This window comes from Stenotrophomonas sp. TWI1409 (genome assembly GCF_039673015.1).
GTDB classification, from domain to species: domain Bacteria; phylum Pseudomonadota; class Gammaproteobacteria; order Xanthomonadales; family Xanthomonadaceae; genus Stenotrophomonas; species Stenotrophomonas maltophilia_A.
This window is the reverse complement of sequence record NZ_JBDJKU010000024.1, coordinates 26,723-51,104: the sequence shown is the minus strand read 5'-3', so window position 1 is coordinate 51,104 and position 24,382 is coordinate 26,723. Positions and strand designations below refer to the sequence as shown.

Here is a 24,382-nt window from a genome sequence, read left to right as displayed (position 1 = left end):
CCACCATCAACAGCCTTGAGGCGCCGCCCCCTACATGCCGACAAGCATGGATACCCCGGAGGCAATCAAGAAGACGTACATCATCACGACGCCCCTCAACACCCACCGTTCCCCCTGATGGAGCGTCTGCCCTTTGGAAGTAAGGGCAAGCACTGCAATACCGCGCAAGCACCTAAGCCACCAATCAACCTTGATGATTCCGACTGCAGCGAGTACTTCCGGCCGTTCACGCTCGATTTTAAGCAACATCCTGTGAGCCGCAAATGCGTTTATCCACATGGCGCCTAGAATAATGGAAGCCAAAATGGGGAAGCTTTCAACAAGGCTTTTCATCGCTCTTCACCCTGGCGCCCCGCTATAAAAACTCGTCAAACACGCTCCGCAGATCAAATCAATCCGCAATTTCTGCAATACGGCAAACCCCTCCACCCACATCCACCCCAATCTTGACGTAGAGATTATTCGTAAAATACACATCCCCATGGCAAACCACGCGGACACTGCTCTCGTAGTAAGTTACAAGAAGTGAGGAATCAGTAGCGACCTCAGGCTTCACAACCCTACTTTCACCGACAGGAATTGATTCTACGCCTACCACATCACCACCAACCTCCAAGCTGACGCCATAAATCACGTCCCTTCCAACATTCTTTACAACAATCACCGGATCCGACAACCAATCACAACCCTGCAACCCCAGCGAAAGAACCACAGCAGCCAGGCATGATTGGATTCGACCACTCCACGCGGTTGAATACTCAGCATCCAGCTTGCATTTCGCCATCTCTTGCAGCCTCCGAACATGGAAACGGATTCCTGTGCGACTGCCGGAGCCACACAAGCCACGAGCACCCCCAACCGCGAGTACCACCCGAATCAACAGCGAACAGAGCCATTCATGGCTTAGTCCCAATTCAATACGCCGCGGGTGACGGGAAAGCCTGCGGAGCATGCCGAACAACCACCGGCGTTGCAGGCCCTTTGAAGCTACTCCATCACATAGCCCCTGCACGCCCAATCTTCTACGCAGCAATCAGCTATGGAGTCGATGCGTTCAAGGGCGCAAGAAGCCCCTTGACGTACCCACCGAGGCCAACAACGTCCTCAGCTGTACCAATCAGGTCCCGTCGCATCATCTTCTCGACATGCTCTACACCACCAAGTCGCGCGACAACATCCGCAAGGAAAGTGACATCTCCCGCAAACAACGTCACGTCCTGATCCAGCTTTACAACCCAGCGACTATTACGCGAGAACAAAAAATGATCACGCATGAAGTTCCCATCTGCCAGCCAGTAGGAGCGCAGGCCATCCAGACCTCGCTCAATTTCCACGGGGCTCCCCCCGTCGGAGCACTCGGAACATGGAACCGCGCACATCGCGATATCTGCAAAGTGCTCCGAAAGTACTTTCAGCCACGCCACCCAAACATCATTCGGAGCAAAATCCTCATACAGGTTGCGATCAAACGCCATCCCCGCCCAGTCTTCCCGGAGAAGAGGGAGATCCGGAGGGGTAGCATCCGAGAGGGATGCCGCAATGAAGTCTGGCAAGCAACATTTATTGTTCATGGCTTCTCTGACTGCACTCAAGCCCACTCATCAATACTCTGCCTAACGGCCAACACCTGTGCTTCGGCATAGCGGGGATCGCGAATACGGATATCGGCGTCATCAAGATAGTGCCATATCACGTGAGGAACCCCGATTTCATACGAAATTGACCGAAGCACGTCCTTGATAAATTCCGCCCTCTGGCACCAGCCAGACGCCTGTTCCACGGAAGCAGGCTCGGATTCCAACAGTCTCCGCAGACAGGCTAAAACGAGATTCTTTTCATCGATAGCGCTCAATGCGAAACCTCATATTCATCAACCAAGAGGAAATTCCCACAAAGCCTATCGACGTGATCGATCAGTTCGCAATGGAAGCCGTGGCGTTGTCCTTCCCGTGGTTGCCCATGCTGCCCCACTGCACGTCGACCTTAAACATCATCTGCAGAGGTATGTAGTGACCTGTCGGCACCCGCCTCGGACACCAGCAGAAGAATCCCTGTTATCACGAACCGCTTCATGGGAGCCGCGATTGATACTTGAAACTCACTTCAGATCTTCGAGATCAACGGACACGTCTCCGAAAGTCGCTCTTGGAATCGGACCTGGGACCCTCAACGACTGAACGTCAAGCGGGGCATGCATTTCGCCGAGAAGAAGATCATCCGTCGACCCGTCCGTCTTCCTAAGCCTGAACTCTCCAGTCACTGATACCCACGAATAGGCATACCGATTAAACACGTCACGCTGGAGATCTATTGGGCCCTTGATGCGAACTTGGGTCTCATCAGTCACTCCAGCTTCGAACAGCTCCTTGCTGGAGTTCAATACAAAGAGCCCCCGACTAACTCCGAGATAGCCCTCCACGCGTATCGATTTCCCATCGAATAGACGGGGGGTCGAAGCCAGCGCCCGGAAGCTGACTCGGCAAACTGGTTTCTGACCGATCCCACAATCCTTTGCGAGCGGCATCTGCCGTCTTTCCTGATCACCGCAACCGACCACGAAAATCGCCAAGAAGAAGGCCACGAAAAGCTGATAATTTATTCTCATTTCACAACCTCCGACACACCATCCTTGTTCAGCCTATAGACACCCGACGGGTCCGAAACGTAATTGATCGAATTTGTTTTCTTGTACGTTTCCACATCCCAATAAGAGAATGGCGAGTAGGCACGCTTGTATCCGTCCAATGCTGGATGCGTGTGGATATTGATCCCCCCTACGAGAGGCCTACCGGCAGTCCCACCCAGCCAGTCCACGTCACGAACCTGACTGGATATCCCAATATCGGAAAGGTGAAAGGCACCGCTATTCTTCATCACGATTTCCGCACTCACTTCCCATCCAAATCTAACAGAGTACTTCTGATAAACCTTTGAAAAAATCTTGGCAGCGCTGTCTGAATTCGCGTTCGGAATTGACTCCATCTTTTCCTTCGTAGCATCAACAACACCCTTCATAGCATCATACCGAGCCTGTGCATTTTCCTTTGTAAAGCCAGACGGGAGAGCCCCTCCGATTGCCGCCACTCTTACCCCGGCCGCAATGCCATTGTTTTTTATTTTGCTCCCAGTAATAGCCTGCCGAGCATCCTTGGGCTGCCTTCCATCCGGATCAAGGAACCGATACGGGTTCCCCAGCGCATACGCGTAGCGCCCAAAAGCAGCCACTGATGAAGCTATTGGATCGGCGGATAGAAATGCCCCAGTCTCCACATCATAGTACCGCTGCTGCATGTAACTCAGCCCCGTGCCCGAGTCCGTCACATGCCCCGTATACCCCGGCCCATCCTTCAACGGCCGATTCACCACCGCCCCATACGGCTCATACACCGTACGCTCGATGACGTTTCCGCTGGCATCGGTGATCGCCACCGGTGAACCCAGTGCATCAGTGTGGATGTACTCGACGACTTCCTGTGCGACCGCCGGAGCCACACAGGCTGCCAGCGCCACCACCGCGAGTACCGCCCGAATCAACAGCGAACAGAGTCCATTCATGGCTTAGTCCCAATTCAATACGCCGCGGGTGACGGGGAAGTCTGCGGACCATGCCGAACAACCACCGGCGTTGCAGGCCCTGACAATGTAGAGACTGGCGCAGTAGGTCCCGCCGCTCGACTGCACATAGGTCTTGGGGCCGGTGTACAGGCGCCGTCCAGCTCCGGAAGGCTCCAGCTGATACTCCGTTGCCCCCGGAACCGCGCGCCAGCCGACGCTGCACTGCACCTGATAGGGCGCCTTGCGCGTGCTGAGCCACTCCGCCACGTAGATCTGAGTGGCCGCAGGAGGAAGCACGACGGAGACACTGGCGATGCCCGAATAGGGACTGCACCCCGCGAAATTGCACGCCCTCACACGATAGGCATAGCTGCCATTACCACGGCTGGCACCAAAGCTGTTCCCGCCGCCGTTATGCACCACCGTCCAGCCACCACCGTTGGCACTCTCCTCCAGCACGAAGCTCTCGCTGTTGGCCGGCACCGACCAGCTCAGGCTGTACTGCGGCACGTTCACCAGGCCCGGTGCGCTGATCACCGGCTCGATCGTCGGCGGCCCGATCACCGCTACCGTCGACGTGGCCGACCACGGCCCGCAGCCTGCGCCATTGCAGGCGGCAACCCGATAGCCATAGCTGCCCACACCACGCGCAGCGGTGGCATAGGAACCTGCGTTGCCGTCGAACAGCGTGACCCATCCGCCACCATTGCTGCTCTCCTGCAAGGTGTAACGCGTGGCACCAGCCACCCCGTTCCAGCCAATACCAATACTGCCCGGCGCAGAGCGTGCCGGCGCAGAGAGACCTGGCGCAGTGGCAGGCGGATACACCACCGTCACCGCAGCCGTGGCGCTGTATCCCGTGCACCCCACCGGGTTACATGCGCGAACCCGGTAGTTGTAGCTTCCCGCTACCTTGCCACTGAAGGCCTTGGACTGACCGATGGCGTTATGCACCTGGACCCAGGCGCCACCATTGGCGCTTTCCTCCAGCTCATAGCGCTCGGCACCGGAAGCCGCAGACCAAGCCACGTTGTAGCTGCCGTTGAAGGCTGTGGCAGGCAGGTTCAAGGTCGGCACGGTGGATGGCGCCAATGCCACGGCCACTGACGCGACATTGCTCCATCCGCCGCACACCGCCCGGCAGCCGCGCACCCGGAACTGATAGGTCCCCGTGACCAGGCCGGTGCTGGTGAACGATTGCGCCGCGCCATCGAAGACCGTGCTCCAGGTGCCCGCAAGGGCACGCTGCAACTCATAGCGGTTGGCACCACCGGCCGGGCTCCAGGTCAGGTTCACGCTGCCCTGGGTGATGTAGCCCGGCGCACTCAGCGCGGGAACGCTGGGTGCGGCTTCACCATGCACCTGGGAAACCAGGCTGCCTGACAGGTAGAGATAGTCGGTCTGCTTGCCGGTACGTTCGTTGCGCTGGAATCGCAGCACGCCGCCGTTGTCGTAGAACGAGTAGATTGCCCCCTTGCCACTGGCACCAGCCTTCACCCGGCGACCGTGGGCGTCGTACTCGTAGCTCTCTGCTGTTCCGGCCGCGCGCAGCCGGTTGCCGTAGTCAAACGCGAAAGCCTGACCATTGCGCACCGAAAGATTGCCCTGCACGTCATAGCCAAGACCGGTCACGGTTGCGCCGGTTCCGGTTTCAATCACGTTGACCAGTCGATTGGTCGGATCGAAGTAGTGCGTACGATCGCGGCTGCCGACCTTGGCACGGCGCAGGTTGTCCAGCGCGTCATACTCATACAAGGCGTTGCCGAAGCCCGGCGCAGTGACCGTCCGCAACCGGTCCAGGCCGTCATAGGTCATGTCCCGGTTGCCGGGCGCCCCGGGCAGACCATCGGAAATGGCCATCACGTTGCCGCCAGCATCGTAGTCATAGCTGTCATCCAGCACTGCGGCCGCTGCAGTGGCATCGCGGCTGCGGTCGGGCAGCCCGCGGGCATTCTGGGTCAACGTGTGCACGATCCCATTGCCATATACGAAGCGGGCCAACGCGCCATTGGCAAAGTAACTGGCCTCCTTCGCATATCCGCCGACCGTCGTCGCCCGACCCAGTGCGTCCGGCGCATAGCTGACGACACGCCCACCCGGATAGGTATTGCTGGCCAGTGTGCCGTTGGCATCGTATCCATAGGCCAGGCTCAGGCTTCCCAGATCCGGATGCTGCAGGGTTTCGCCGCTGAGCAGGCGGCGGCGGTTGTACTGGTAGCGGTTGACGACCATCGGCCGGGCCGGATCGTTCTGCGTGCTGATCTCGGCCGGCAGACCATCAGGCGCGTAGGACCAGTTCTGATTTCCGCGCCCATCCGGGAAGATCAGGGACGACAAGCGGTTGGCGGCGTCGTAACTACGCTTCACCGCACGTCCGCTGGCCAGGGCTTCACTTCGGTTGCAGTCGGTGGTGCTGGTCAAACCCGTGCCGGCCGCCGACCACAGCACGTTGCCTGCCGCGTCGTAGTCCTGCACGGTCGCACCGGTTTCCGGCTCGATGGTCTTGCACAGCTGCTGGTAGCCGTCATAGACGTAGCGGCGGGTGAGCGACTGGCTGCCGTCTGCATTGCGGCGGGTGATCGCCAGCGGCTTGCCCAGCGTGTCGCGCTGGATCTCGGTCACCACGCCTTCCGGGTGCTGCAGCGTCAGCGGCATCTCGTAGCTGGGCTGGTCGTAGGCAAGGTGACGGGTCGTCGTGGCCTGGCCGCGGGGGTTGGTCACCTTCACCGACAGGTTGCCCACGTACTCGGTGCGGGTAACCAGTGCCCCAAGCTCGGACGATTGACTGACCACGGTGGGGCGGCCCAACGCGTCGTACTGCGTCGTGGTGCCGGTCAGGGCGGCATTGATATCGGAGAGCTGCCGCGTGGGATACGAGGCAAACACGGTCTTGCCGCTCGTGTCGTAGCGGGTGACCACGGCACTGTCCAGCACGTTGTTGGCGTTCTCGGTTACCAGCACCGGGCGGAACATCGCATCCAGGTAGGTATCGGTGCGCCGTCCGCCCTGCGTGCGGGAGTGCTTCCATGCCCCGGCGGGCACGCCCAGTTGCGCGCCACCCAGGCGCTGCAGGTCCATGGTTACGCCATTCCAGTTCACGCTGTCGCCGCCAGGGAACTGCTGGCTGCGCAGCCTGCCCATGCTGTCGTAGCTGAAGCTGGTGGTTGCGCCGGTTTCGTCGGTCAGCGAGGTGATCCAACCGTTGTCGTCGACGGCAACCGTGCGCACCGCACCATTGGGCGCTTCGGGCGTGGCCGGCATGCGGAGCTGCTGCGGAACACCACGCTTCCATCCCGACAGATGGCTGGTATTTCCACGGCCATCGGCCATCGAGGCAACCGTGCCGTCGGCTGCATAGGTCACCTGCTGCGCCAGGCGGCCAAATGCGTAGGCGCGCAGCGGCAGTGCTTTGGCCGTATCGAATTCGGTGCGGGACTGTTCGATGCCATTGAGCACACTGCGCGCTGTCTGGCCGTTCACCCATAGCGCGGGATTGTCGTAGTAGCTGGTGCTGGTGGTGCGACTCTGGCCTGCGGAATTCGCTTCAACGACGGTGACTTCGCGCGCAAATGCATCAAAGGCCTGCACGGTGCGGGTGAACTGCACGCCATCCTGTTCCACCACAGTGGATTGGACGGGGCGGTTGTAATGGGCCTTGAGATCGCTCGCACCGTACTTGAAGTCCTTGCCGGCCTCTTTCGGGAAGGGCGCCGCATCCAGCTGGGCATCTGGATAGTAGTTGTTGCGGTCAACGCGCACGACCGAGCCGCCCGATCGCGTTGTCGTGGACAGCAACAGGCCGTCGTTGTAGGCAACTTCCTTGCCGAACTCGTAGACGCGAACGACACCATCGGGCAACGTCTCGGTGGTGATCTTCGGCTCTGCCTGGCCTACGGGGATTACTGGACCGCCCAGGTCCTGGGCGAAAGCACCATTGAGATTGGTGTATTGATAGGTCCACTGTGCAGTGGGCATGCCCGGACCGCTGATGGTCTTGGTCACCAGCGACATTGCGTCACGGTAGACCGGCGTGTAGTTCCAGCCATCGGCAAACAGGTGATTGTCGCCAGAGGTCTGGCAATCCAGCTTCACATTCTTGCGCCCATGGCGGAACGGCCGGAACAGGAACGTCCCCAGCGCACCCGACGGATGCTGGATGCTCAGGGTGATCTCGCTGGGCACGATCTTGTTGACGCGCGAACATGTGGCCGGGTAGTCCATGTACTCCCAGATGCTCTGCCCGATGTAGTCGGCATACTTGTGGGTGACTGACAGCGGCGGCAGGTTGTAGACCCATTGGGTTCCGTCCGGCAGCGTCACTGTCCGCAGGATATCGGCCTCCGTGTACCCGTAAGTCCAGGTACGCCCAGCAGCGGTTGCGGATGCGATCAGTCCTTTCGCGTTGTAGCCCAGGCTGATCTCGCGGCCATCGTTGGCAACCATGCGCAACAGCCGGTCGCCACTCCACTCGTAGCGCACCCAGTTGCCGAAGCGATCCACAACCTGCGATGGGTACAGGAACACACGCTTTCGATTCAGCAGTGCATTGCTTTCTGGCCCGTAGGGTTGCAGCGTTGCACCGTTGTGGTGCTTGGCGACCATCCAGTCGAAGTAGTACTTGGTACCGTCCGGCGCATGACCAAGGAAGCCTTGTCCCGGCTGTCCGCTCTTCAGGGCGGTCAGGCAACTGAACGTCCAGCCGCCCTTGGTATTCCAAGGCGCCGGTTCGCCAAACTGTGGCTGCGGCTGGCGCGCATCTCCGCTGCCTCCCAGCACCGGCTCACTGCCACCACCCGGTAGAGAGAGTCGCACGCCATCCCAGAATGTAGTGGGACTGAAATTGACGGTCTGGGTTTTGCGACGGTTCCAGACCTCTAATGACGGAGGCGCCGCCACCGTACTGCAGCGCGCGGCAGGCGCCCAATAGCCGACAGACGCGGTCTCCGGCAGATCACCATAGACGCCGGACATGGACGGGATATCCAGGCCCCAATTCGAGAATGAGTTCTCTCCGCCGCCATCGTCATCGCTGTAGCTGCGGCCCAAGGTCATCGTCAGACTGCCATTGCCTGGAATCGAAATATCCGTGGCCTTGAAGCTGATCGAGCCGTCATAGAGGTTGACCTGCTCGCCGAAGATCTCGCCCTTCAGCGGTTCGACAAGGTCCCCGTACTTCAGTCGCTTGTCGTACTCCTGGCGCCAGGTGGGAACGATCTGGGCTGAAACGCCGACAGGTGCCAGCACACACAGGGCAATGACACCGAGAAACAGACCCTTGGCAGCCGTTGCGGCGCGCGGATGAGAAATGAGGCCAGACTGCATGAAGATCCTCCCTGGATCGACGTCCCTGTGTGCCCCACCTGCGCCGAACGGCAGTTGGCCTTCGACCAGGCGGCACCCACTCCGGCAGACAGCCACGCGTTACTTCACGGTGGGCGGGTGCTGACCATGAATATGAACGAATAATGAAGACGACGTCAACCCTGCGTATTGGCCACACTCGGCAAAGTTGACTCAAGCGGTAGCCTCCCGCGCCCTTCTCCGCTCCACCTAGAATGTGCCCATGAGCACCCTGACCTTCCGCGCCGCCACGTCGGCCGACATCCCCGCCCTCATTGCCCTCGTCACCTCGGCCTACCGGGGTGATGCCAGCCGCGTCGGCTGGACCACCGAAGCCGACCTGCTGGACGGCGCCCGCATCGATGCCGAAGGCATCCAGGCCGACCTGGACCGCCCGCGCTCCACCATCCTGCTGGCCGAACGCGACGGCCAGCTGGTGGCCTGCGCCCACGTCGCCGATGTCGACGGCAAGGGCTACTTCGGCATGTTCTCGGTCGACCCGGCCCAGCAGGGTGGCGGCGTCGGCAAGCAGCTGATGGACGCCGCCGAAGCGCACGCCGCACGCGAATGGAAGGTGCCGGTGATGCAGATGACGGTGATCGACGTGCGCGACGAGCTGATCGCCTTCTACGAGCGCCGCGGCTATCTGCGCACCGGCATCAAGAAGCCGTTCCCGTACGGCGACGAACGCTTCGGCATTCCCAAGCGCGACGACCTGCGCTTCGAGATCCTGGAAAAGCCGCTGGCCGGAGCCGCCGCGTGAGCGATACCTGGACCTTCGTCTGTGCCGGCACCGAGCTGCTGCCGGGTGAAATGAAGAGCGTGTTCGACGAAGTGACCGGCACGCCGATCGTGGTGTTCAACCTCGACGGTGAGTTGTACGCGCTGGAAGACCAGTGCACACATGAAGAGTTCGAGCTGTCCTCGGGCGAGTTCAACACCACCGAGGGCAGCGTGGAGTGCGTGCTGCACGGCGCGCGCTTCGACGTGCGTGACGGCCGCGCCCTGTGTGCCCCGGCCTACAGCCCTGTGCCCAAGTTTCCGGTGAAGCGCGAGCACGACGCTGTCTGGACCCGCGACGACCGGGATTGAGGCGGCGCTCGGCCCAGAGAGCCCCCCCCAGAGGGCGCCCCGCGGGAGAGCATCCACCCATGGGGTGGATCTACCGGAAGGCCATGAGGGCGCCCCCAGGCCGCTCCGGGGCGGCCCCAGCGGCCCGTCACGCCCCGCAGATGCGAATCATTATCGTTGATGTTATTCTACGTAACATCTTCGTAACGACTCCGCCCCCGCGCCATGGCTTCGCCCGCGCCCACCGCCACGCTGTGCCAGCTTGCCCGTCAAGGGTGGCCGCTGCTCGTGGCCGTGCTGCTGACGCTGGTGTTGGGCTGGTCGGCACTGCACGAAGGACGCGGCAACAACCCGGCTGCCCACGGCTGGCAGGCACACGCTGACGATCTGCAGCAGGTCATGCCGATGCCGGTCCCCCCGGCCGACGAGTGCCCGCATCATGCCGCACCGGCACCGGAGCCGCCGCTGGATGGCGAGGGCACCACGCCCTGTACCGGACTGGCTCCCGCGCGCGCCGCCCTGGTCGCGCATGTTCCGCTGTGGCGTTCCGACGCCCTGCGCTGGCAGCTGCACGATCCCGCACTGCGGTTGAACCCCGGCCACGCTCCGCCCGCACCGCACGCCAGCTGAGGCGCCCTGCGGCCGTTGCCGTGCGCCTGATTGCGTTTCCTGCCAGCCGAGCATGGCTCGGCTCTACAGAACCCACCTCCCGCCTGTCGCCGCACGTCCATCTGCGCCGGCTCGCGCTCGCCCTTTCCCGATCCAAGCCACCGCCACCCAGACCATGACCCACATCACGTCCCGCAAGCACGCTCCGCGCGTTTCCCTGCTCGCTACCGCAACCCTGGCCGCCGGCTTCGCACCGCTGGCCGCACAGGCGGCCGACAGCGCCGACGCCGGCTCCCGCAAGGCCACCGACCTGGACAAGGTGCAGGTGCGCGGCAGCTGGTTCAATCCGTCCTCGCCGAAGTTCACCGCCGAGCTGCTGGACACCCCGAAGTCGGTGTCGATCGTGTCGGAGAAGCTGATCGCCGAAACCGGTGCAACCAACCTGCAGGATGCATTGCGCATGGTCCCGGGTATCACCTTCGGTGCCGGCGAAGGCGGCAACCCGACCGGTGACCGCCCCTTCATCCGTGGCTTCGATTCGCAGAGCAACGTCTTCGTCGACGGCCTGCGCGACGTCGGCTCGCAGACCCGCGAGATCTTCGACCTGGAGCAGGTGGAAGTGGTCAAGGGCCCGAGCTCGGCCTACGGCGGCCGTGACTCCGGTGGTGGCAGCCTGAACCTGGTGAGCAAGACGCCGAAGTTGAAGAACGAAACCAGCGCCAGCATGGGCATCGGCACCGACAGCTACGCACGCGGCACCGTGGACGCCAACTACGTGCTGGGCGATGGCATCGCCGCCCGCCTGAACCTGATGAAGCACGAGTCGGACATCGCCGGCCGCGACGCTGCCAATGTCAGCCGCTGGGGCATCGCACCGTCGATCGCGTTCGGCCTGAACGGTCCGGCACAGCTGATCGCCAGCCACTACCACATGCAGAGCGATGACCTGCCGGACGCGGGTGGCTTCCCCTACAACAATCCGTTCTCCAGCGGCCCGAACGTGGCCAAGAACGGCGATGGCCGCCCGATGGTACCGGACCGCAACAACTACTACGGCCTGGTCGATCGTGACTTCCAGCGCACCCGTGCCGATATCAGCACTCTGGACGCCAGCTACGACTTCGGCGGCCACAAGCTGCGCAACATCGCGCGCCTGGGCAACACCAGCAACGACTACCTGTGGACCCAGCCGGACGACAGCAAGGGCAACCCGAACAATTACGGCACCTTGTGGCGCCGCACCAACAGCCGCGCCGTCGACGTCAAGAGCTTCGCGGACCAGCTGGGCCTGACCGGCGCGTTCCAGACCGGCGCACTGAAGCACAGCTACAGCGCCGGCGTGGAATACAGCGACGAGAAGATGACCCGTGGCAGCTACCAGATGACGCCGGGTACCGCCAACCCGCTCGAACCCCTCGCGGCCAACAGCTCGGTGTGCCGGGTGTCCGGCGCTGCCACCAACTACAACTGCACCGACTTCAATAATCCGAATCCGAACGATCCGTGGGCGGCCGGTCAGATCGTCTATCGCAGCAACAAGGCGCTGGACGTTGAACAGCGCACCAAGACCAAGTCCGCCTACCTGTTCGACACCATCGAGCTCAATGCACAGTGGAGCTTCAACGTCGGCCTGCGCTATGACGACTACTCCACCACCCTGCTCACTCCGGGCAGCGCCACTCCCCGTGTGCGCAATGACAACGACTTCCTGAACTACCAGGCCGGCGTGGTGTTCAAGCCGGCCGCCAACGGCAGCATCTACCTGTCCTGGGGCACCTCCTCGACCCCGCCGGGCATGGACGGTGGCGACGGTTCGGACGGCCTGAATGCCGGCGTCGCCGACCTCAAGCCGCAGGACACCAGGAACCTCGAACTGGGCACCAAGTGGGACCTGCTCGACAACCGCCTGAACCTGACCGCGGCGATCTTCCACACCGTGATGAACAACGCACGTGTGACCATCGACAACGGCACCAGCCAGAACGCCGGCAAGAAGGAAATCAACGGCTTCGAGCTGGGCTTCAATGGCCAGTTGACCGATGCCTGGAGCCTGTACGGCGGCTACACCTACCTGGATTCGGAACTGAAGGACAACGGCTTTGTCTGCGCCGTATCGGGCCGCACCTGCCCGAGCGGCATCTACGTGCCGTCGCCGAACAACGGCAACGTGTTCCCCAACACCGCCAAGCACAGCGCCAACCTGTGGACCACCTACCGCTTCCCGATCGGCCTGACCATCGGCGCCGGTGCGTTCTACTCGGACAAGCAGTACGGTGACGTCGCCAACACCAAGTGGATTGCCAGCTACACCCGCTTCGACGCGATGGCCAGCTACGCGATCCAGGACAACATCAGCCTGCAGCTCAACGTGCAGAACCTGACCGACAAGACCTACTTCACCAAGGCCTATGCCTCGCACTACGCGAGCATCGCCCCGGGTCGCTCGGCCACCCTGGCACTGAACGTGAAGTTCTGATGTAACTCCGCTCCACCACGGCGGCAGGCTCTCCTGCCGCCGTTTTTGTTTCCGGCGATACTCACCTCATGGCAACCCGTACCCCCATCGACAGCGACGCCCTGGCCGAGCTCCTGCAGCACGATCCGCAGGCCGCGTTCGCACGCGTGCGCGACGCCGCGCAGGCTGGACAGGTCGATGCACAACTGCTGCTCGCGCAGATGCATATGGAAGGCAAAGGCACCACACAGGACGCCTCGGCGGCACTGCTCTGGTACGAAACCGCCGCCAACAACGGCGCGTCGATGGCGATGAACATGCTGGGCCGCTGCCACGAACTGGGCCAGGGCACCGCGCCCGATCCGGTGCTGGCCGCGGTGTGGTACCGGCGCGCGGCCGATAGCGGGCTGGACTGGGGCCTGTACAACCTGGCCAACCTGCTGGCCACCGGCCGCGGCGTGACCCAGGACCGCGCGCAGGCATTGGCCCTGTATACCCGTGCCGCACACCTGGGCCATGCCAAATCGATGAACCTGCTGGCCCGCCACCTCGAAGACGGCCTGGAGATCGAACGCGATCCGCAGGCCGCCCTGGGCTGGTACCGGCGCGCGGCCGAGACCGGCGATTTCCGCGGCCAGGCCAACTACGCCTCCATCCTGCTACAGGCCGGTCAGATCGAGCAGGCCGTGCACTGGCTGCGGCTTGCACTGGCCCACGGCAGCCCGGCGTTCATGGCGCACATCGTGCCGGAACTGGCCGCGTCGCCGCATCCGCAGGTGCGCGCCCTGGTCGCACCGCCGTCCCTCTGAGGAGTCCCGCATGCTGCTGCACATCCCCGATATTCTCAGCGCCGACCAGGTTGCCGACTTCCGCCGCCGACTGGATGCCGCCGACTGGACCGATGGCCGCGAAACCGTGGGGCATCTGGGCGCACAGGCCAAGCATAACCAGCAGCTGCCCGAGGCCTCGCCGCTGCGCCGCGAACTCGGCGAGATCATCCTCGTCGCGCTGGCCCGGCACCCGCTGTTCTTCAGCGCAGCGCTGCCGCTGAAGTACCTGCCGCCGCGCTTCAACCGCTACAGCGGGGGCGGCACCTATGGCTTCCACGTCGATGGTGCGGTGATGAACCTGGCCAACGGCGAGCAACTGCGCTCGGACATCTCCTGCACCCTGTTCCTGTCCGATCCGGACGAATACGAAGGCGGCGAGCTGATCATCAGCGATACCTACGGCGAGCACGAGGTAAAGCTGCCGGCCGGCGACCTGATCGTGTATCCGTCCAGCAGCCTGCACCAGGTGCGGCCGGTCACCCGCGGTGCGCGCGTGGCCTCGTTCTTCTGGGTACAGAGCATGATCCGCGACGATGTGCAGCGCCGCCTGCTGTGGGAAATGGATGGCTCGATCGAGCGCCTGCGGCAGACCGGCGGTGACGCCGAGGCGGTGCTGCAGCTGACCGGCGTGTACCACAACCTGCTGCGACGCTGGAGCGAAGTCTGAGCCCCATCCGGCCGACCCGCGACAATTTAGCAATCATTCTCATTTGCAACAGCTAACAGCTCTCATTACAATCACGCCCCGTTGATGCCGGCCGCTGCCGGCAGACCCCTGGGGACCCCTGCTTGCTGCGCCCGCTTCGCCCTCGCCCACTCATCCATCGCAAGATGGGCACCGCCATGCGCGGCCAGCGTCCTGCGCTGGCCAGTCTGCTGGCGTGGGTGGCGATGCTGGCTTTGCTGCTGGGCACCCTGCCGCTGCTGCCACACGGCCGGGCCGGAATGGCCGTGCAGATGCCGCTGGAAGAGCGCGGTGGCGAAGCGTCCCCGCAGGAAGAAGCACCGGCCAAACTGCGCCGCTGTGCTGCCGCCCCGGTGAAATCGGCCGAGAAGGCGCGCCCGCCGTTGCTGCTGGCCAGCCAATGGCTGCGCACCGAGCTTGAACTCGTACCCGCCACGCCGGCCATGCCCGGCGTGCGCCCGGACTGGCCGCTGGCCGCTCCGGACACGCCCTGGGCCGACGCGCCCGGGCGCCGCCAGCAACGCGGCCAGGCGCCGCCGCTCGCCTGATTCACGGCCCCGCGTGACCGCCTGCGCGGTCGTGCCCGCACGCCGCTGCCTGCTTCATCCCTGCCGCCCCTGACCGGGCCTCCCCGTGCATGCCGCGCCGTTCGCGCTTGGCATTGCACCACCCTGCATCCTTCGAGGTTACTGCCATGGCCCAGCGCCATCGTGTCCGTTCGTCCCTGTCCCGTACCCTGCTGACCAGCGCCGTGCTGGCAGCCATGACCGCCCCAGCCTTCGCCCACGGTGACGCTTCCGGCGCGCCACAGACGCTGGACAAGGTGGTGGTCACCGCCTCCGGCTTTGAGCAGAAGGTGGTCGATGCACCGGCCAGCATCAGCGTGGTCAGCCGCGAAGAACTCAGCAAGCGCCCGTACACCAATCTGGTCGACGCGCTGCGCGACGTTGAAGGCATCGACGTCGGCCTGGAAGCCAGCGACAAGAACGGCCGTGCCACCATCTCGATGCGCGGCCTGCCCTCCGAGTACACCCTGGTGCTGATCGACGGCCGCCGCCAGAGCAATGTCGGCCAGCTGTATCCGAACAACTTCGGCGGTGGCCAGTTCGCCTACCTGCCGCCGCTGGATGCCATCGAGCGCATTGAAGTGGTGCGCGGCCCGATGTCCACGCTGTACGGCTCGGATGCAATGGGCGGCGTGATCAACATCATCACCCGTCGCAACCAGGACAGCTGGCACGGCGCGCTCACCCAGGGCTTCACCGTGCAGCAGGACGATCAGTTCGGCGATGCACGCACCACCGACGTCTACCTCAGCGGCCCGCTGGTCAAGGACCGCCTGAGCCTGGCAGTACGCGGCAGCTACTACGACGCCAAGGCCTCCAATCCGGAGTGGGATGCACTGACCCTGCCGGACGGCAGCCTGTGGGAGCGCAGCATCGGCTTCGGTGGCGGCGGCAAGTCGGTGGCCAACACCAACTGGAACACCGGTGTGCGGCTGAACTTCCACGTCAACGATGACCACGAACTGTGGCTTGACTACGACGTGTCGCGGCAGAAGTACGACAACAGCGAGGGCCAGACCGGCACCCTCGACAGCCTGGCCAGCCTTTGGCGCGTCGGCAATGCCGTCATCCCCAACCCGAACGGCAGCGGCACCGTCACCCGCCGCGTGGTGCAGCCGCGCGTGGGCTACACCGCCTACCAGCGATACGAGCGCGACCAGTTGTCGCTGACCCACCAGGGCCGTTACAGCTTCGGTACCTGGCAGACCTCGCTGACCCACAGCAAGAGCAGCAACCTGGGCCGCTCGCTGCCGCTGACCCTGGACGAACGCACCAACCTGCAGACACTGTGGAACGACGTCTGCCGCCGCACCGGCGGCGCCAACAACTGCGCGGCCGGCCGCGGCAATGCACTGGCCGCCCTCAACCCAAGTGAAATGGCACGCCTGAAGGCATTCCTGCCGCGTCCGCTGCGCACCATGGAGCTGGAAGGCTACGTGCTCGACACCATGCTCGACCTCGACTTCGGCGCGCACAAGCTGACCGTCGGCGGCCAGTACAACGACACCGACATGATCGACGGCGTGTTCGGCATGGATGGCGCCGGCTACCGCAGCAACACCAAGCAGAAGCACCGCATGTGGGCGCTGTTCGCCGAGGACAACTGGTCGCTGACCGACACCCTCACCGCCACCTTCGGCCTGCGCTACGACGACCACAACGTGTTCGGCAGCCATGTCAGCCCGCGCGGCTACCTGGTGTGGAACGCCACTGACGCCTGGACCTTCAAGGGTGGCGTCAGCACCGGCTACAAGACCCCGCGACCGGATCAGCTGTTCCCGGGCATCACCGGCTTCGGTGGCCAGGGCGTGCTGCCGCTGGTGGGTTCGCCGAACCTGAAGCCTGAAACCAGCACCAACTACGAGCTGGCCGCGTACTACGAAGGCCAGCGCTGGGGCTTCAATGTCACCGGCTTCTTCAACAAGTTCGAAGACAAGATCGCCAGCGGCGGCACGTTCCCGAACTGCGAAGTGGCCCGCGCCGGCAGCGGTTACTGCGTGGACATCGGCCCGGGCTGGGCAGCACTGGGCTACAGCACCTTCACCCAGAGCGTGAACATCGACAAGGCCGAGACCCGCGGTGCGGAACTGGCCGGCCACGTCGACCTGCTCGACAACCTGCAGCTGCGCGGCAACTACACCTGGACCAAGAGCGAACAGACCAGCGGCCCCGACAAAGGGCGCCCGATCTCTGGCACCACGCCGGCAAAGCACATGGCCAACGCCAGCCTCAACTGGCAGATCAACGAAGCGGTCAGCCTGTCGCTGATCGGCGAAGGCCGCTACGACCGCTATCGCGACACCCTCATCGACAGTGCCGGCGCCCGCCACGTGCGCTACTACGAGGACTACACGATCTTCCATCTCGGTGGCAGCTGGAAGGCCACGCCGTGGCTGACGGTCAACGCACGGGTCAACAACCTGTTCGACAAGGACTTCGTTTCGCAGTCGTGCCTGCTGCTCAATCCCAGCGAGTTCAGCTGCGTGGACGACTACGCGACCAAGGACCAGCGCCGCAGCTACTGGATTTCGTTGAACGCGAAGTTCTGATCTCTGCGCCCTGCCCTGGCGGGTGCCGACCTTGGTCGGCACCGCTCCATCCACGCATGGCGTGGATCTACTGATCCGTGGGATTGCCGGCCAGTCCGTAGTGCCGGCCGCTGGCCGGCAATTCCCCCCAGGGATACAGAACGACACGCAATTGCGAGCTATTCTCATCAATGATGTAATGGGCAGTCCTCGTCCGCCTCGAACCGTGCCGTGAGCCGTCCTGCCTCTTCCACCGTGCAGCAGCAACAGAACCGTGGCTTCTGGCTGCGGACGCTGCACCAGTGGCACTGGATCAGCTCGGCGGTGTGCCTGATCGGCATGCTGCTGTTTGCGGTGACCGGCCTGACCCTCAACCATGCCGCGAAGATCGAGGCCAAGCCCGAGGTGCAGAACCAGCATCTGGAACTGCCGGCCGCGCTGCTGGGCCAGCTGGGCACGCGCGAGGACGGCAACGCGCCGATCCCGCGCCCGGCCCGGCAATGGCTGGACACGCAGCTGGGCATCGCCATCGGCGGGCGCCCGGCCGAGTGGTCGGCTGAAGAGATCTACCTGTCACTGCCACGCCCGGGTGGCGACGCCTGGCTGAGCATCGATCGCGCGACCGGCGCGGTGGAGTACGAATCAACCTCGCGCGGCGCGGTGTCCTACCTCAACGACCTGCACAAGGGCCGCAACGCGGGCCCAGCGTGGCGCTGGTTCCTGGACCTGTTCGCCGTGGCCTGCCTGGTGTTCTGCATCACCGGCCTGTTCCTGCTTCACCTGCATGCACGGCAGCGGCGCATGACCTGGCCGCTGGTCGGCCTCGGCCTGATGATCCCGCTGCTGATCGCCCTGCTGCTGATCCACTGACTTTCCTTCGTTTCCGGAGCCGCCCCATGCGCGTCACCCTGACCATCGCCCTCAGCGGCCTGCTGGCCACCTCGCCGGCCTATGCCACCACCCTCGACATCAACGTCGAAGTGCCCAAGCTCAACGTGGCCGAGTACCACCGCCCGTATGTGGCGGTGTGGCTGGAAGGCGCCGACCAGAAGGTCGCGGCCAACCTGTCGGTCTGGTACCAGCAGACCAGCAACAGCGAAGGCCACGGCACCAAGTGGCTGCCGGACCTGCGCCAGTGGTGGCGCAAGAGCGGCCGCACCCTGCAGGTACCGGTGGACGGCGTGACCGGCCCGACCCGCCCGGCCGGCAAGCACGCGCTGTCGTTCAACGACAAGCAGCCGGCGCTGAAGCAGCTGGCTCCGGGCAACTACACCCTGGTGGTGGAAGCGGTGCGCGAAGTCGGCGGCCGCGAGCTGCTGAAGATCCCCTTCACCTGGCCGGCCACCGCCGCGCAGAACGGCAAGGCGCAGGGCGCCACCGAACTGGGCCAGGTCACCCTCGCCGTCAAACCCTGAAAAGGGGACGGAGGGGATTAAGTCGTAATTCCCCTCCTCTCGCCGCACCACCCTGCATCCACCTGGAGTCTTCCGCATGAAGCGCACGCTCGTCCTCGCCGCCGCTCTGGCCGCTGCCCTTCCCTTCTCCGCCCTGGCCCACAAGGCCTGGCTGCTGCCCTCGCAGACCGTGATCGCCGGCAATGCGCCGTGGATCACCGTCGACGGTGCGGTCTCCAACGACCTGTTCTATTTCAACCACGTGCCGCTGCGTCTGGAGTCGCTGGTGATCACCGCGCCGGACGGCAGCACCGTGCAACCGCAGAACGCGTCCACCGGCAAGTACCGCAGCGTGTTCGATGTCGAGCTGAAGCAGCCGGGCACCTACCGCATCGCGTCGGTCAATGACGGCCTGTTCGCCACCTACGAGCAGAACGGCGAGCGCAAGCGCTGGCGCGGCAGCGTCGCCACCTTCGGCGAACTGCCCAAGGATGCGAAGAAGCTGGAAGTGAGCCAGTCGGTCGGCCGCGTGGAGACCTTCGTCACCAACGGCGCCCCGAACGACACCGCGCTGAAGCCGACCAACCGTGGCATCGAGCTGGTCGCCGTCGGCCACCCGAACGATCTGTTCGCCGGCGAGGAAGCCACCTTCCGCGTGCTGGTCGACGGCAAGCCGACCGCCGGCCTGGAGTTCGAGATCGTGCGTGGCGCCACCCGCTACCGCAACGCGCAGGACGAGCTGAAGGTCACCAGCGATGCCAAGGGTGAGATCAAGGTGACCTGGCCGGAAGCCGGCATGTACTGGCTGGAGACCGGCACCGAAGACAACAAGACCTCGGTGAAGCAGGCCGCCAAGCGCCGCCTGAGCTACGTCGCCACGCTGGAAGTGCTGCCGCAGTAATGACGTGGACCGCGATGCCGGGCACGCCCCGGCATCGCGCCTGCAGCACACCACCATGACCGATCCCCTGCTCGACATCGCCCGCCTCGGTGGCACCACCATGGGCACCACCTGGAGTGTGTCGCTGGTCGCGTCGCGCCAGCGCGACCTGCACCCGCTGCACGCTGGCATCCAGGCGCAGCTGGATGAGGTGGTCGCGCAGATGAGCACCTGGGAACCCGGCTCGGATCTAAGCCGCTACAACCGCGCCGACGCCGGCCAATGGTGCGCGTTGCCGGCCGAAACCCGTCACGTTCTGGTCTGCGCACAGGCCATCGCTTCCGCCAGTGACGGCGCCTTCGATCCCACCATCGGTCCGCTGGTTGCACTGTGGGGCTTCGGTGCACATGCCGGTGAACGCCGCCAGCCCGACGACGCTACCCTGCAGGCCACGCGTGATCGCTGCGGTTGGCAGCGCCTGCAGTGGCAGGACGATGCGCTGCTGCAACCGGGTGGACTGGAACTGGATCTCTCTGCGATCGCCAAGGGCTTCGGCGTCGATCACGTGGCCGCCTGGTTGCGTGGACAAGGCATCACTGCCGCGCTGATCGAAGTCGGCGGCGAACTGGCCGGCTACGGCCGCAAACCGGACGGCCAGCCGTGGCGGGTGCTGGTGGAATCCGCACCCGAAGAAGACGCGCACACCGATACCCCACCACGCGTGCTGGCACTGGACGGCAAGGCGGTGGCCACCTCCGGCGATCGCTGGCACCAGTATCAGGCCGATGGCGAGGCCTACAGTCACAGCCTGGACCCGCGCTCCGGCAGACCGGTGCGGCAGGTTGCCGCGGCAGTAACCGTGGTGGCCGACGACGCCATGCACGCCGATGCCTGGGCCACCGCACTGACCGTACTCGGTCGCGAACAGGGCATGGCACTGGCCGAGCGCGAAGGACTGGCTGCGCGCTACCTGCAGCGTGCGGCAGACGGCCCGCAGGAATTTCTCAGCAGCGCCTTCCAGCGCCTGCTCGACGAGCAGGACGCATGAGCGCACGTCCATCGCGCGCCTGGCTCGGCAACGCACTGGTTCTGCTCCTGCTGGCAGCGATCGGCTGGGCACTGCTTCGCCTGCATCTCGGCGAAGCGTGGTGGCGGGGCGCACCACCGGCGCGGCAGTCGCAGATCGCGGTGCTCGCCACGGTGCTGTATGCGCTGGCCTGCGCGGCCCTGTGGTGGCGTGGGCGCCCGCGCGACGACGCCGCAACCGGAGACACCGCGCCCATCCTGCTGGTCTGGTCCAGCCAGACCGGCTTCGCCCGCGAACTGGCCGAACGCAGCGCCGAGGCCCTGCGCGGTGCCGGCGCGCCAGTGCGCGTGCGCGGACTGCATGAGGTGGATGCAGCACTGCTGGCTTCCAGCCAGCGCGCGCTGTTTATTGCCAGCACCACCGGCGAAGGCGATCCACCCGACCACGCCCTGCCGTTCCTGCGCGGGGTGATGGCCACCCCGCCCCCGCTGCAGCACCTGCACTACGGGGTGCTCGCGCTGGGCGACCGCAGCTATGGCCACTTCTGCGGATTCGGCCACCAGCTGGACACTTGGCTGCGCCAACACGGCGCGCATCCGCTGTTCGACGCCATCGAGGTCGACAACGCCGATCCGGCAGCGCTGCGTCATTGGCAACAGTTGCTGGGACAACTCGGCGGTAACGCCAGCGAACTGCCCGACTGGAGTCCGGCCGAGTACCAGCCGTGGACGCTGCTGCAACGCGAGCATCTGAACCCGGGCAGCCCCGGTGGTCCGGTGTACTGGTTGCGCCTGCAGCCACCGGCCGATGCAAATGCGCAGTGGCAGGCCGGTGACATCGCCGAGATCGGCCCGCAGCACGCATCGCACACCGTGCGTGCATGGCTGGATGCACAACGCTTCGACGCGGACACCGTGCTGGATGACGGGCAGACGTTGCTGGCACGCGTCGCGCGCTCGCACCTGCCCTCATTGGTTCCCCCGGGTGATCTGCCTGCCTTGCTGGCGACCCTGCAACCGCTGCCGCATCGCGAGTATTCCATCGCCTCGGTCATGGCCGACGGTGCGGTTGAGCTGCTGCTGCGCCGCCAGCTGCGCGCTGACGGTACACCCGGCATCGGCAGCGGCTGGCTGTGCGACCACGCTGCCATCGGCGAACCGGTACAGCTGCGTCTGCGCCGCAACGACAATTTCCATGGCGCGCCCGCCGACGTGCCGCTGCTGCTGATCGGCAACGGCACCGGCATCGCCGGCCTGCGCGCGCATCTGCACGAACGCGTACGCAGTGGCGCACGCCGCACCTGGCTGCTGTTCGGTGAGCGCACCGCCGCGCATGACTTCCACTTCGGTGAAGAACTGCAGGCGATGCTGGCCGACGGCACGCTGGTGCGGTTGGATGCAGTGTTCAGCCGCGATGGCGGTGCGCACCGCTATGTGCAGGACCGGCTGCTGGCCGAAGCGGCAACGCTGCGCCAGTGGGTGGATGAAGGCGCCACGATCCTGGTCTGCGGCAGCCTGCAGGGCATGGCCCCGGCGGTGGATGCAGTGATCGAGCAGGTGCTGGGTACCGCGGGCAAGGAAGCGCTGTTGCTGGCCGGTCGTTACCGGCGCGATGTGTATTGAGGCCGCCGCATCCACGCATGGCGTGGATGTACTGCTCCACTTCAGCGGATGCGAATCGCCTTCTGGTGGGTGCGAACCGCTTTCTGGTGGGTGCGAACCTTGGTTCGCACCATGACGCGGTATCGGCGGCCGCATCCACGCATGGCGTGGATCTACTGAACAGATTCGGCTGGCGCGAACCGCTTTCTGGTGGGTGCGAACCTTGGTTCGCACCATGACGCGGTGTCGGTGGCCGCATCCACGCATGGCGTGGATCTACTGAACAGATTCGGCTGGCGCGAACCGCATTCTGGTGGGTGCGAACCTTGGTTCGCACCGTGACGCGGTGTCGGTGGCCCCATCCACGCATGGCGTGGATCTACAACGGCGTGTCCAGGCGTGGTGGCAACCACACCCAGTAGATCCACGCCATGCGTGAATCGAGCCACCGGCGCCCAGGAATCATCCCGCCGCTGCACTGACCCGTATCGCCAGCAACTCGCCACCGCCCTGCAACGCGTGCCGCTGCCGTTCACCGGCCGCCAACCACGCAGTGTCTCCCGCCTGCAGCGCCGGCAAGCCGCTATCTGCACCGAACTCCGCCTGACCAGCCAGCAGATGCAGCGCCCAGGCAACGCCCGGTTCGCAGAAGAAGAACATCGTGCCCACCAGCGGCCGGTGCAGCAGTTCGGCCTGCAGCAGCTCGCGCTTCCACATCAGGTTGAAGTCGTGGGTGGTGCCATCGACCAGTTCGCCGTGCAGCGCTTCCTCACCGGCAAAACGCACACGCCCGTGCGGTGGCAGCACCTCGGCCACCCGGCCATCCTCGAAACGCAGGCGCACGCCATTGCCCTGCAGCAGCACCAGTTCGCGCTCCACGCCGGGGAAAGCAGAGAACGCGGCGTCCTGTTCGATCTCGGCCACCGACAGGCGTAGCGCCCAGTCATCACCCTGCGCCGGCAGTCGCAGGATCTCGCGGGTCCAGCCCAGGCCGTTGCGCCAGCGTTCGCGGCGATAGTCCAGGCGGGAGATCACCTGGCTCGGAGTGTGCAGCAGGGAGTCGATGTTCATCGGCGCATTGCATCATGCCGCGCGCCGTCATGCATCACCGCGTGGCGAGCGTGCCCTGGCCACCACACTCACCGCCCAGCAGCTGCGAGTGCTTCAGCCAGTCCTGGTCGGGGTAGTAGGCGAACACCATCGTGCCGCCACGCAATGCGTCGATCAGCGGCTTGGCCACCGACAGGCGTACCGCAGGGCAGCCCAGGCTGCGGCCGAGCCGTCCCTGCAGCTGCGCGGTCGCCGGGTTCACGTAGGGGGCGCCGTGGATGACGATGGCGCGTTCGCGCGCGCGGTCGTTGAAGCCCGGTTCCAGCCCGGCCAGACGCAGCGAGTACCCATTGCCGCCCATGTAGGTCTCCTGCGCGGTGAACGCGCCAAGACTGGACATGAAGCTGCCATCGCGGTTGGAGAAGTGTTCGGTGCGGTTCTCACCGCTGTTGCGGCCATGCGCCACCCATTCCTCGAACAGCAGGCGCTGGTGGGCCAGGTCGAACACCCACAGGCGCGGCTCGGTGGACGGCCGCGAATAATCGATCACGCTGAGGCGATCACCATTGATGCCCAGCTCCGGCCGCTGCAGCGCGCAGCGCATGGCGTGCGCCGCCAGTTGCAATACGTGGCGGTCGGCCTTGGGCGCACTGCGCGACAGCAAGGCGGCCAGATCATCAGCACTGGTGGCAAGGGCGGGCGTCTGTGCCAGCGCCGGAGCACTGGCCGAGGTCGCCAGCAGGCCGAACGCGGCCAGCCGGCACAGGCGGGATGCAGTCATGGGCACAACG

Annotated in this window: 21 protein-coding genes; 13 read left to right on the top strand and 8 right to left on the bottom strand. The window is 64.5% G+C overall.

What is annotated here, in order from left to right:
* Nucleotides 1-30: 30 nt before the first annotated feature.
* The 6 genes from ABE423_RS10150 to ABE423_RS10125 all read right to left on the bottom strand — a co-directional run bounded on the left by ABE423_RS10150 (nt 31) and on the right by ABE423_RS10125 (nt 8,877).
* Nucleotides 31-333, bottom strand: coding sequence for a hypothetical protein (locus ABE423_RS10150; protein ID WP_346485943.1), 303 nt, complete (start codon nt 331-333; stop codon nt 31-33).
* Nucleotides 334-391: 58 nt separating this feature from the next.
* Nucleotides 392-784 (bottom strand): hypothetical protein, encoded by a 393-nt coding sequence (locus ABE423_RS10145; protein ID WP_346485942.1) that lies wholly within the window; start codon nt 782-784, stop codon nt 392-394.
* 253 nt (nt 785-1,037) lie between these two features.
* A complete protein-coding gene (locus tag ABE423_RS10140; protein WP_346485940.1) occupies nt 1,038-1,571 on the bottom strand; it encodes a hypothetical protein in 534 nt (177 codons plus the stop codon).
* A 527-nt stretch (nt 1,572-2,098) separates the two neighbouring features.
* On the bottom strand, nt 2,099-2,605 hold the full coding sequence (locus ABE423_RS10135; RefSeq protein WP_346485939.1) for a hypothetical protein: 507 nt from the start codon (nt 2,603-2,605) through the stop codon (nt 2,099-2,101).
* Entirely contained in the window at nt 2,602-3,555 is a 954-nt protein-coding gene (locus tag ABE423_RS10130) for an RHS repeat-associated core domain-containing protein (protein WP_346485937.1), read from the bottom strand. The genes ABE423_RS10135 and ABE423_RS10130 overlap by 4 nt, the downstream gene beginning before the upstream one ends.
* A gap of 3 nt (nt 3,556-3,558) precedes the next feature.
* Complete coding sequence (locus tag ABE423_RS10125; protein ID WP_346485935.1) at nt 3,559-8,877, bottom strand: wall-associated protein; 5,319 nt, start codon at nt 8,875-8,877, stop codon at nt 3,559-3,561.
* Nucleotides 8,878-9,118: 241 nt separating this feature from the next.
* On the opposite strand from ABE423_RS10125, the gene ABE423_RS10120 reads away from it, so the two are divergent.
* From ABE423_RS10120 to ABE423_RS10060, 13 genes are all read left to right on the top strand, one after another.
* Nucleotides 9,119-9,658, top strand: a complete 540-nt coding sequence (locus ABE423_RS10120; RefSeq protein ID WP_049398806.1) for a GNAT family N-acetyltransferase — start codon at nt 9,119-9,121, stop codon at nt 9,656-9,658.
* Complete coding sequence (locus ABE423_RS10115) at nt 9,655-9,987, top strand: non-heme iron oxygenase ferredoxin subunit (RefSeq protein WP_100437470.1); 333 nt, start codon at nt 9,655-9,657, stop codon at nt 9,985-9,987. The genes ABE423_RS10120 and ABE423_RS10115 overlap by 4 nt, the downstream gene beginning before the upstream one ends.
* Nucleotides 9,988-10,191: 204 nt before the next feature.
* Nucleotides 10,192-10,596, top strand: a complete 405-nt coding sequence (locus tag ABE423_RS10110) for a hypothetical protein (RefSeq protein WP_346485932.1) — start codon at nt 10,192-10,194, stop codon at nt 10,594-10,596.
* A 154-nt stretch (nt 10,597-10,750) separates the two neighbouring features.
* Nucleotides 10,751-13,051, top strand: a complete 2,301-nt coding sequence (locus ABE423_RS10105) for a TonB-dependent siderophore receptor (protein ID WP_346485930.1) — start codon at nt 10,751-10,753, stop codon at nt 13,049-13,051.
* 68 nt (nt 13,052-13,119) lie between these two features.
* Nucleotides 13,120-13,839: a tetratricopeptide repeat protein gene (locus ABE423_RS10100; RefSeq protein WP_346485928.1), complete on the top strand. Its 720-nt coding sequence runs from the start codon at nt 13,120-13,122 to the stop codon at nt 13,837-13,839.
* A gap of 10 nt (nt 13,840-13,849) precedes the next feature.
* On the top strand, nt 13,850-14,527 hold the full coding sequence (locus ABE423_RS10095) for a Fe2+-dependent dioxygenase (protein WP_346485926.1): 678 nt from the start codon (nt 13,850-13,852) through the stop codon (nt 14,525-14,527).
* A gap of 164 nt (nt 14,528-14,691) precedes the next feature.
* Nucleotides 14,692-15,093: a hypothetical protein gene (locus tag ABE423_RS10090; RefSeq protein WP_125894185.1), complete on the top strand. Its 402-nt coding sequence runs from the start codon at nt 14,692-14,694 to the stop codon at nt 15,091-15,093.
* Nucleotides 15,094-15,239: 146 nt separating this feature from the next.
* Nucleotides 15,240-17,660 carry a TonB-dependent receptor gene (locus ABE423_RS10085; protein ID WP_346485924.1) on the top strand — a complete coding sequence of 807 codons (2,421 nt, stop codon included), beginning with the start codon at nt 15,240-15,242 and terminating at the stop codon, nt 17,658-17,660.
* A gap of 210 nt (nt 17,661-17,870) precedes the next feature.
* The gene (locus ABE423_RS10080) at nt 17,871-18,509 is read left to right on the top strand and encodes a PepSY-associated TM helix domain-containing protein (RefSeq protein WP_346485922.1); all 639 of its coding nucleotides are present in this window, start codon (nt 17,871-17,873) and stop codon (nt 18,507-18,509) included.
* A gap of 26 nt (nt 18,510-18,535) precedes the next feature.
* Nucleotides 18,536-19,054, top strand: a complete 519-nt coding sequence (locus ABE423_RS10075; RefSeq protein ID WP_004147429.1) for a DUF2271 domain-containing protein — start codon at nt 18,536-18,538, stop codon at nt 19,052-19,054.
* Nucleotides 19,055-19,130: 76 nt separating this feature from the next.
* Complete coding sequence (locus ABE423_RS10070; protein WP_071228078.1) at nt 19,131-19,934, top strand: DUF4198 domain-containing protein; 804 nt, start codon at nt 19,131-19,133, stop codon at nt 19,932-19,934.
* Between the two features lie 55 nt (nt 19,935-19,989).
* Nucleotides 19,990-20,961, top strand: coding sequence for an FAD:protein FMN transferase (locus ABE423_RS10065; protein WP_346485920.1), 972 nt, complete (start codon nt 19,990-19,992; stop codon nt 20,959-20,961).
* Nucleotides 20,958-22,562, top strand: coding sequence for a sulfite reductase subunit alpha (locus tag ABE423_RS10060; RefSeq protein ID WP_125894177.1), 1,605 nt, complete (start codon nt 20,958-20,960; stop codon nt 22,560-22,562). The genes ABE423_RS10065 and ABE423_RS10060 overlap by 4 nt, the downstream gene beginning before the upstream one ends.
* 441 nt (nt 22,563-23,003) lie before the next feature.
* Here ABE423_RS10060 and ABE423_RS10055 read toward each other — a convergent pair whose 3' ends face one another.
* Together ABE423_RS10055 and ABE423_RS10050 are read right to left on the bottom strand one after the other, a co-directional pair.
* A complete protein-coding gene (locus ABE423_RS10055) occupies nt 23,004-23,612 on the bottom strand; it encodes a HutD family protein (protein ID WP_180838136.1) in 609 nt (202 codons plus the stop codon).
* Between the two features lie 34 nt (nt 23,613-23,646).
* Nucleotides 23,647-24,372, bottom strand: a complete 726-nt coding sequence (locus tag ABE423_RS10050; protein ID WP_004147404.1) for a murein L,D-transpeptidase catalytic domain family protein — start codon at nt 24,370-24,372, stop codon at nt 23,647-23,649.
* Nucleotides 24,373-24,382 lie beyond the last annotated feature (10 nt).

Excerpts from the sequence above, each read along its gene's own strand:
- ABE423_RS10075 (WP_004147429.1), top strand. The coding sequence starts at position 18,536 with ATGCGCGTCACCCTGACCATCGCCCTCAGCGGCCTGCTGGCCACCTCG.
- ABE423_RS10125 (WP_346485935.1), bottom strand. The coding sequence starts at position 8,877 with ATGCAGTCTGGCCTCATTTCTCATCCGCGCGCCGCAACGGCTGCCAAG.
- ABE423_RS10110 (WP_346485932.1), top strand. The coding sequence starts at position 10,192 with ATGGCTTCGCCCGCGCCCACCGCCACGCTGTGCCAGCTTGCCCGTCAA.
- ABE423_RS10090 (WP_125894185.1), top strand. The coding sequence starts at position 14,692 with ATGGGCACCGCCATGCGCGGCCAGCGTCCTGCGCTGGCCAGTCTGCTG.
- ABE423_RS10140 (WP_346485940.1), bottom strand. The coding sequence starts at position 1,571 with ATGAACAATAAATGTTGCTTGCCAGACTTCATTGCGGCATCCCTCTCG.
- ABE423_RS10145 (WP_346485942.1), bottom strand. The coding sequence starts at position 784 with ATGGCGAAATGCAAGCTGGATGCTGAGTATTCAACCGCGTGGAGTGGT.
- ABE423_RS10085 (WP_346485924.1), top strand. The coding sequence starts at position 15,240 with ATGGCCCAGCGCCATCGTGTCCGTTCGTCCCTGTCCCGTACCCTGCTG.
- ABE423_RS10095 (WP_346485926.1), top strand. The coding sequence starts at position 13,850 with ATGCTGCTGCACATCCCCGATATTCTCAGCGCCGACCAGGTTGCCGAC.
- ABE423_RS10130 (WP_346485937.1), bottom strand. The coding sequence starts at position 3,555 with ATGAATGGACTCTGTTCGCTGTTGATTCGGGCGGTACTCGCGGTGGTG.
- ABE423_RS10060 (WP_125894177.1), top strand. The coding sequence starts at position 20,958 with ATGAGCGCACGTCCATCGCGCGCCTGGCTCGGCAACGCACTGGTTCTG.
- ABE423_RS10150 (WP_346485943.1), bottom strand. The coding sequence starts at position 333 with ATGAAAAGCCTTGTTGAAAGCTTCCCCATTTTGGCTTCCATTATTCTA.
- ABE423_RS10050 (WP_004147404.1), bottom strand. The coding sequence starts at position 24,372 with ATGACTGCATCCCGCCTGTGCCGGCTGGCCGCGTTCGGCCTGCTGGCG.
- ABE423_RS10070 (WP_071228078.1), top strand. The coding sequence starts at position 19,131 with ATGAAGCGCACGCTCGTCCTCGCCGCCGCTCTGGCCGCTGCCCTTCCC.
- ABE423_RS10105 (WP_346485930.1), top strand. The coding sequence starts at position 10,751 with ATGACCCACATCACGTCCCGCAAGCACGCTCCGCGCGTTTCCCTGCTC.
- ABE423_RS10100 (WP_346485928.1), top strand. The coding sequence starts at position 13,120 with ATGGCAACCCGTACCCCCATCGACAGCGACGCCCTGGCCGAGCTCCTG.
- ABE423_RS10065 (WP_346485920.1), top strand. The coding sequence starts at position 19,990 with ATGACCGATCCCCTGCTCGACATCGCCCGCCTCGGTGGCACCACCATG.
- ABE423_RS10055 (WP_180838136.1), bottom strand. The coding sequence starts at position 23,612 with ATGAACATCGACTCCCTGCTGCACACTCCGAGCCAGGTGATCTCCCGC.
- ABE423_RS10135 (WP_346485939.1), bottom strand. The coding sequence starts at position 2,605 with ATGAGAATAAATTATCAGCTTTTCGTGGCCTTCTTCTTGGCGATTTTC.
- ABE423_RS10120 (WP_049398806.1), top strand. The coding sequence starts at position 9,119 with ATGAGCACCCTGACCTTCCGCGCCGCCACGTCGGCCGACATCCCCGCC.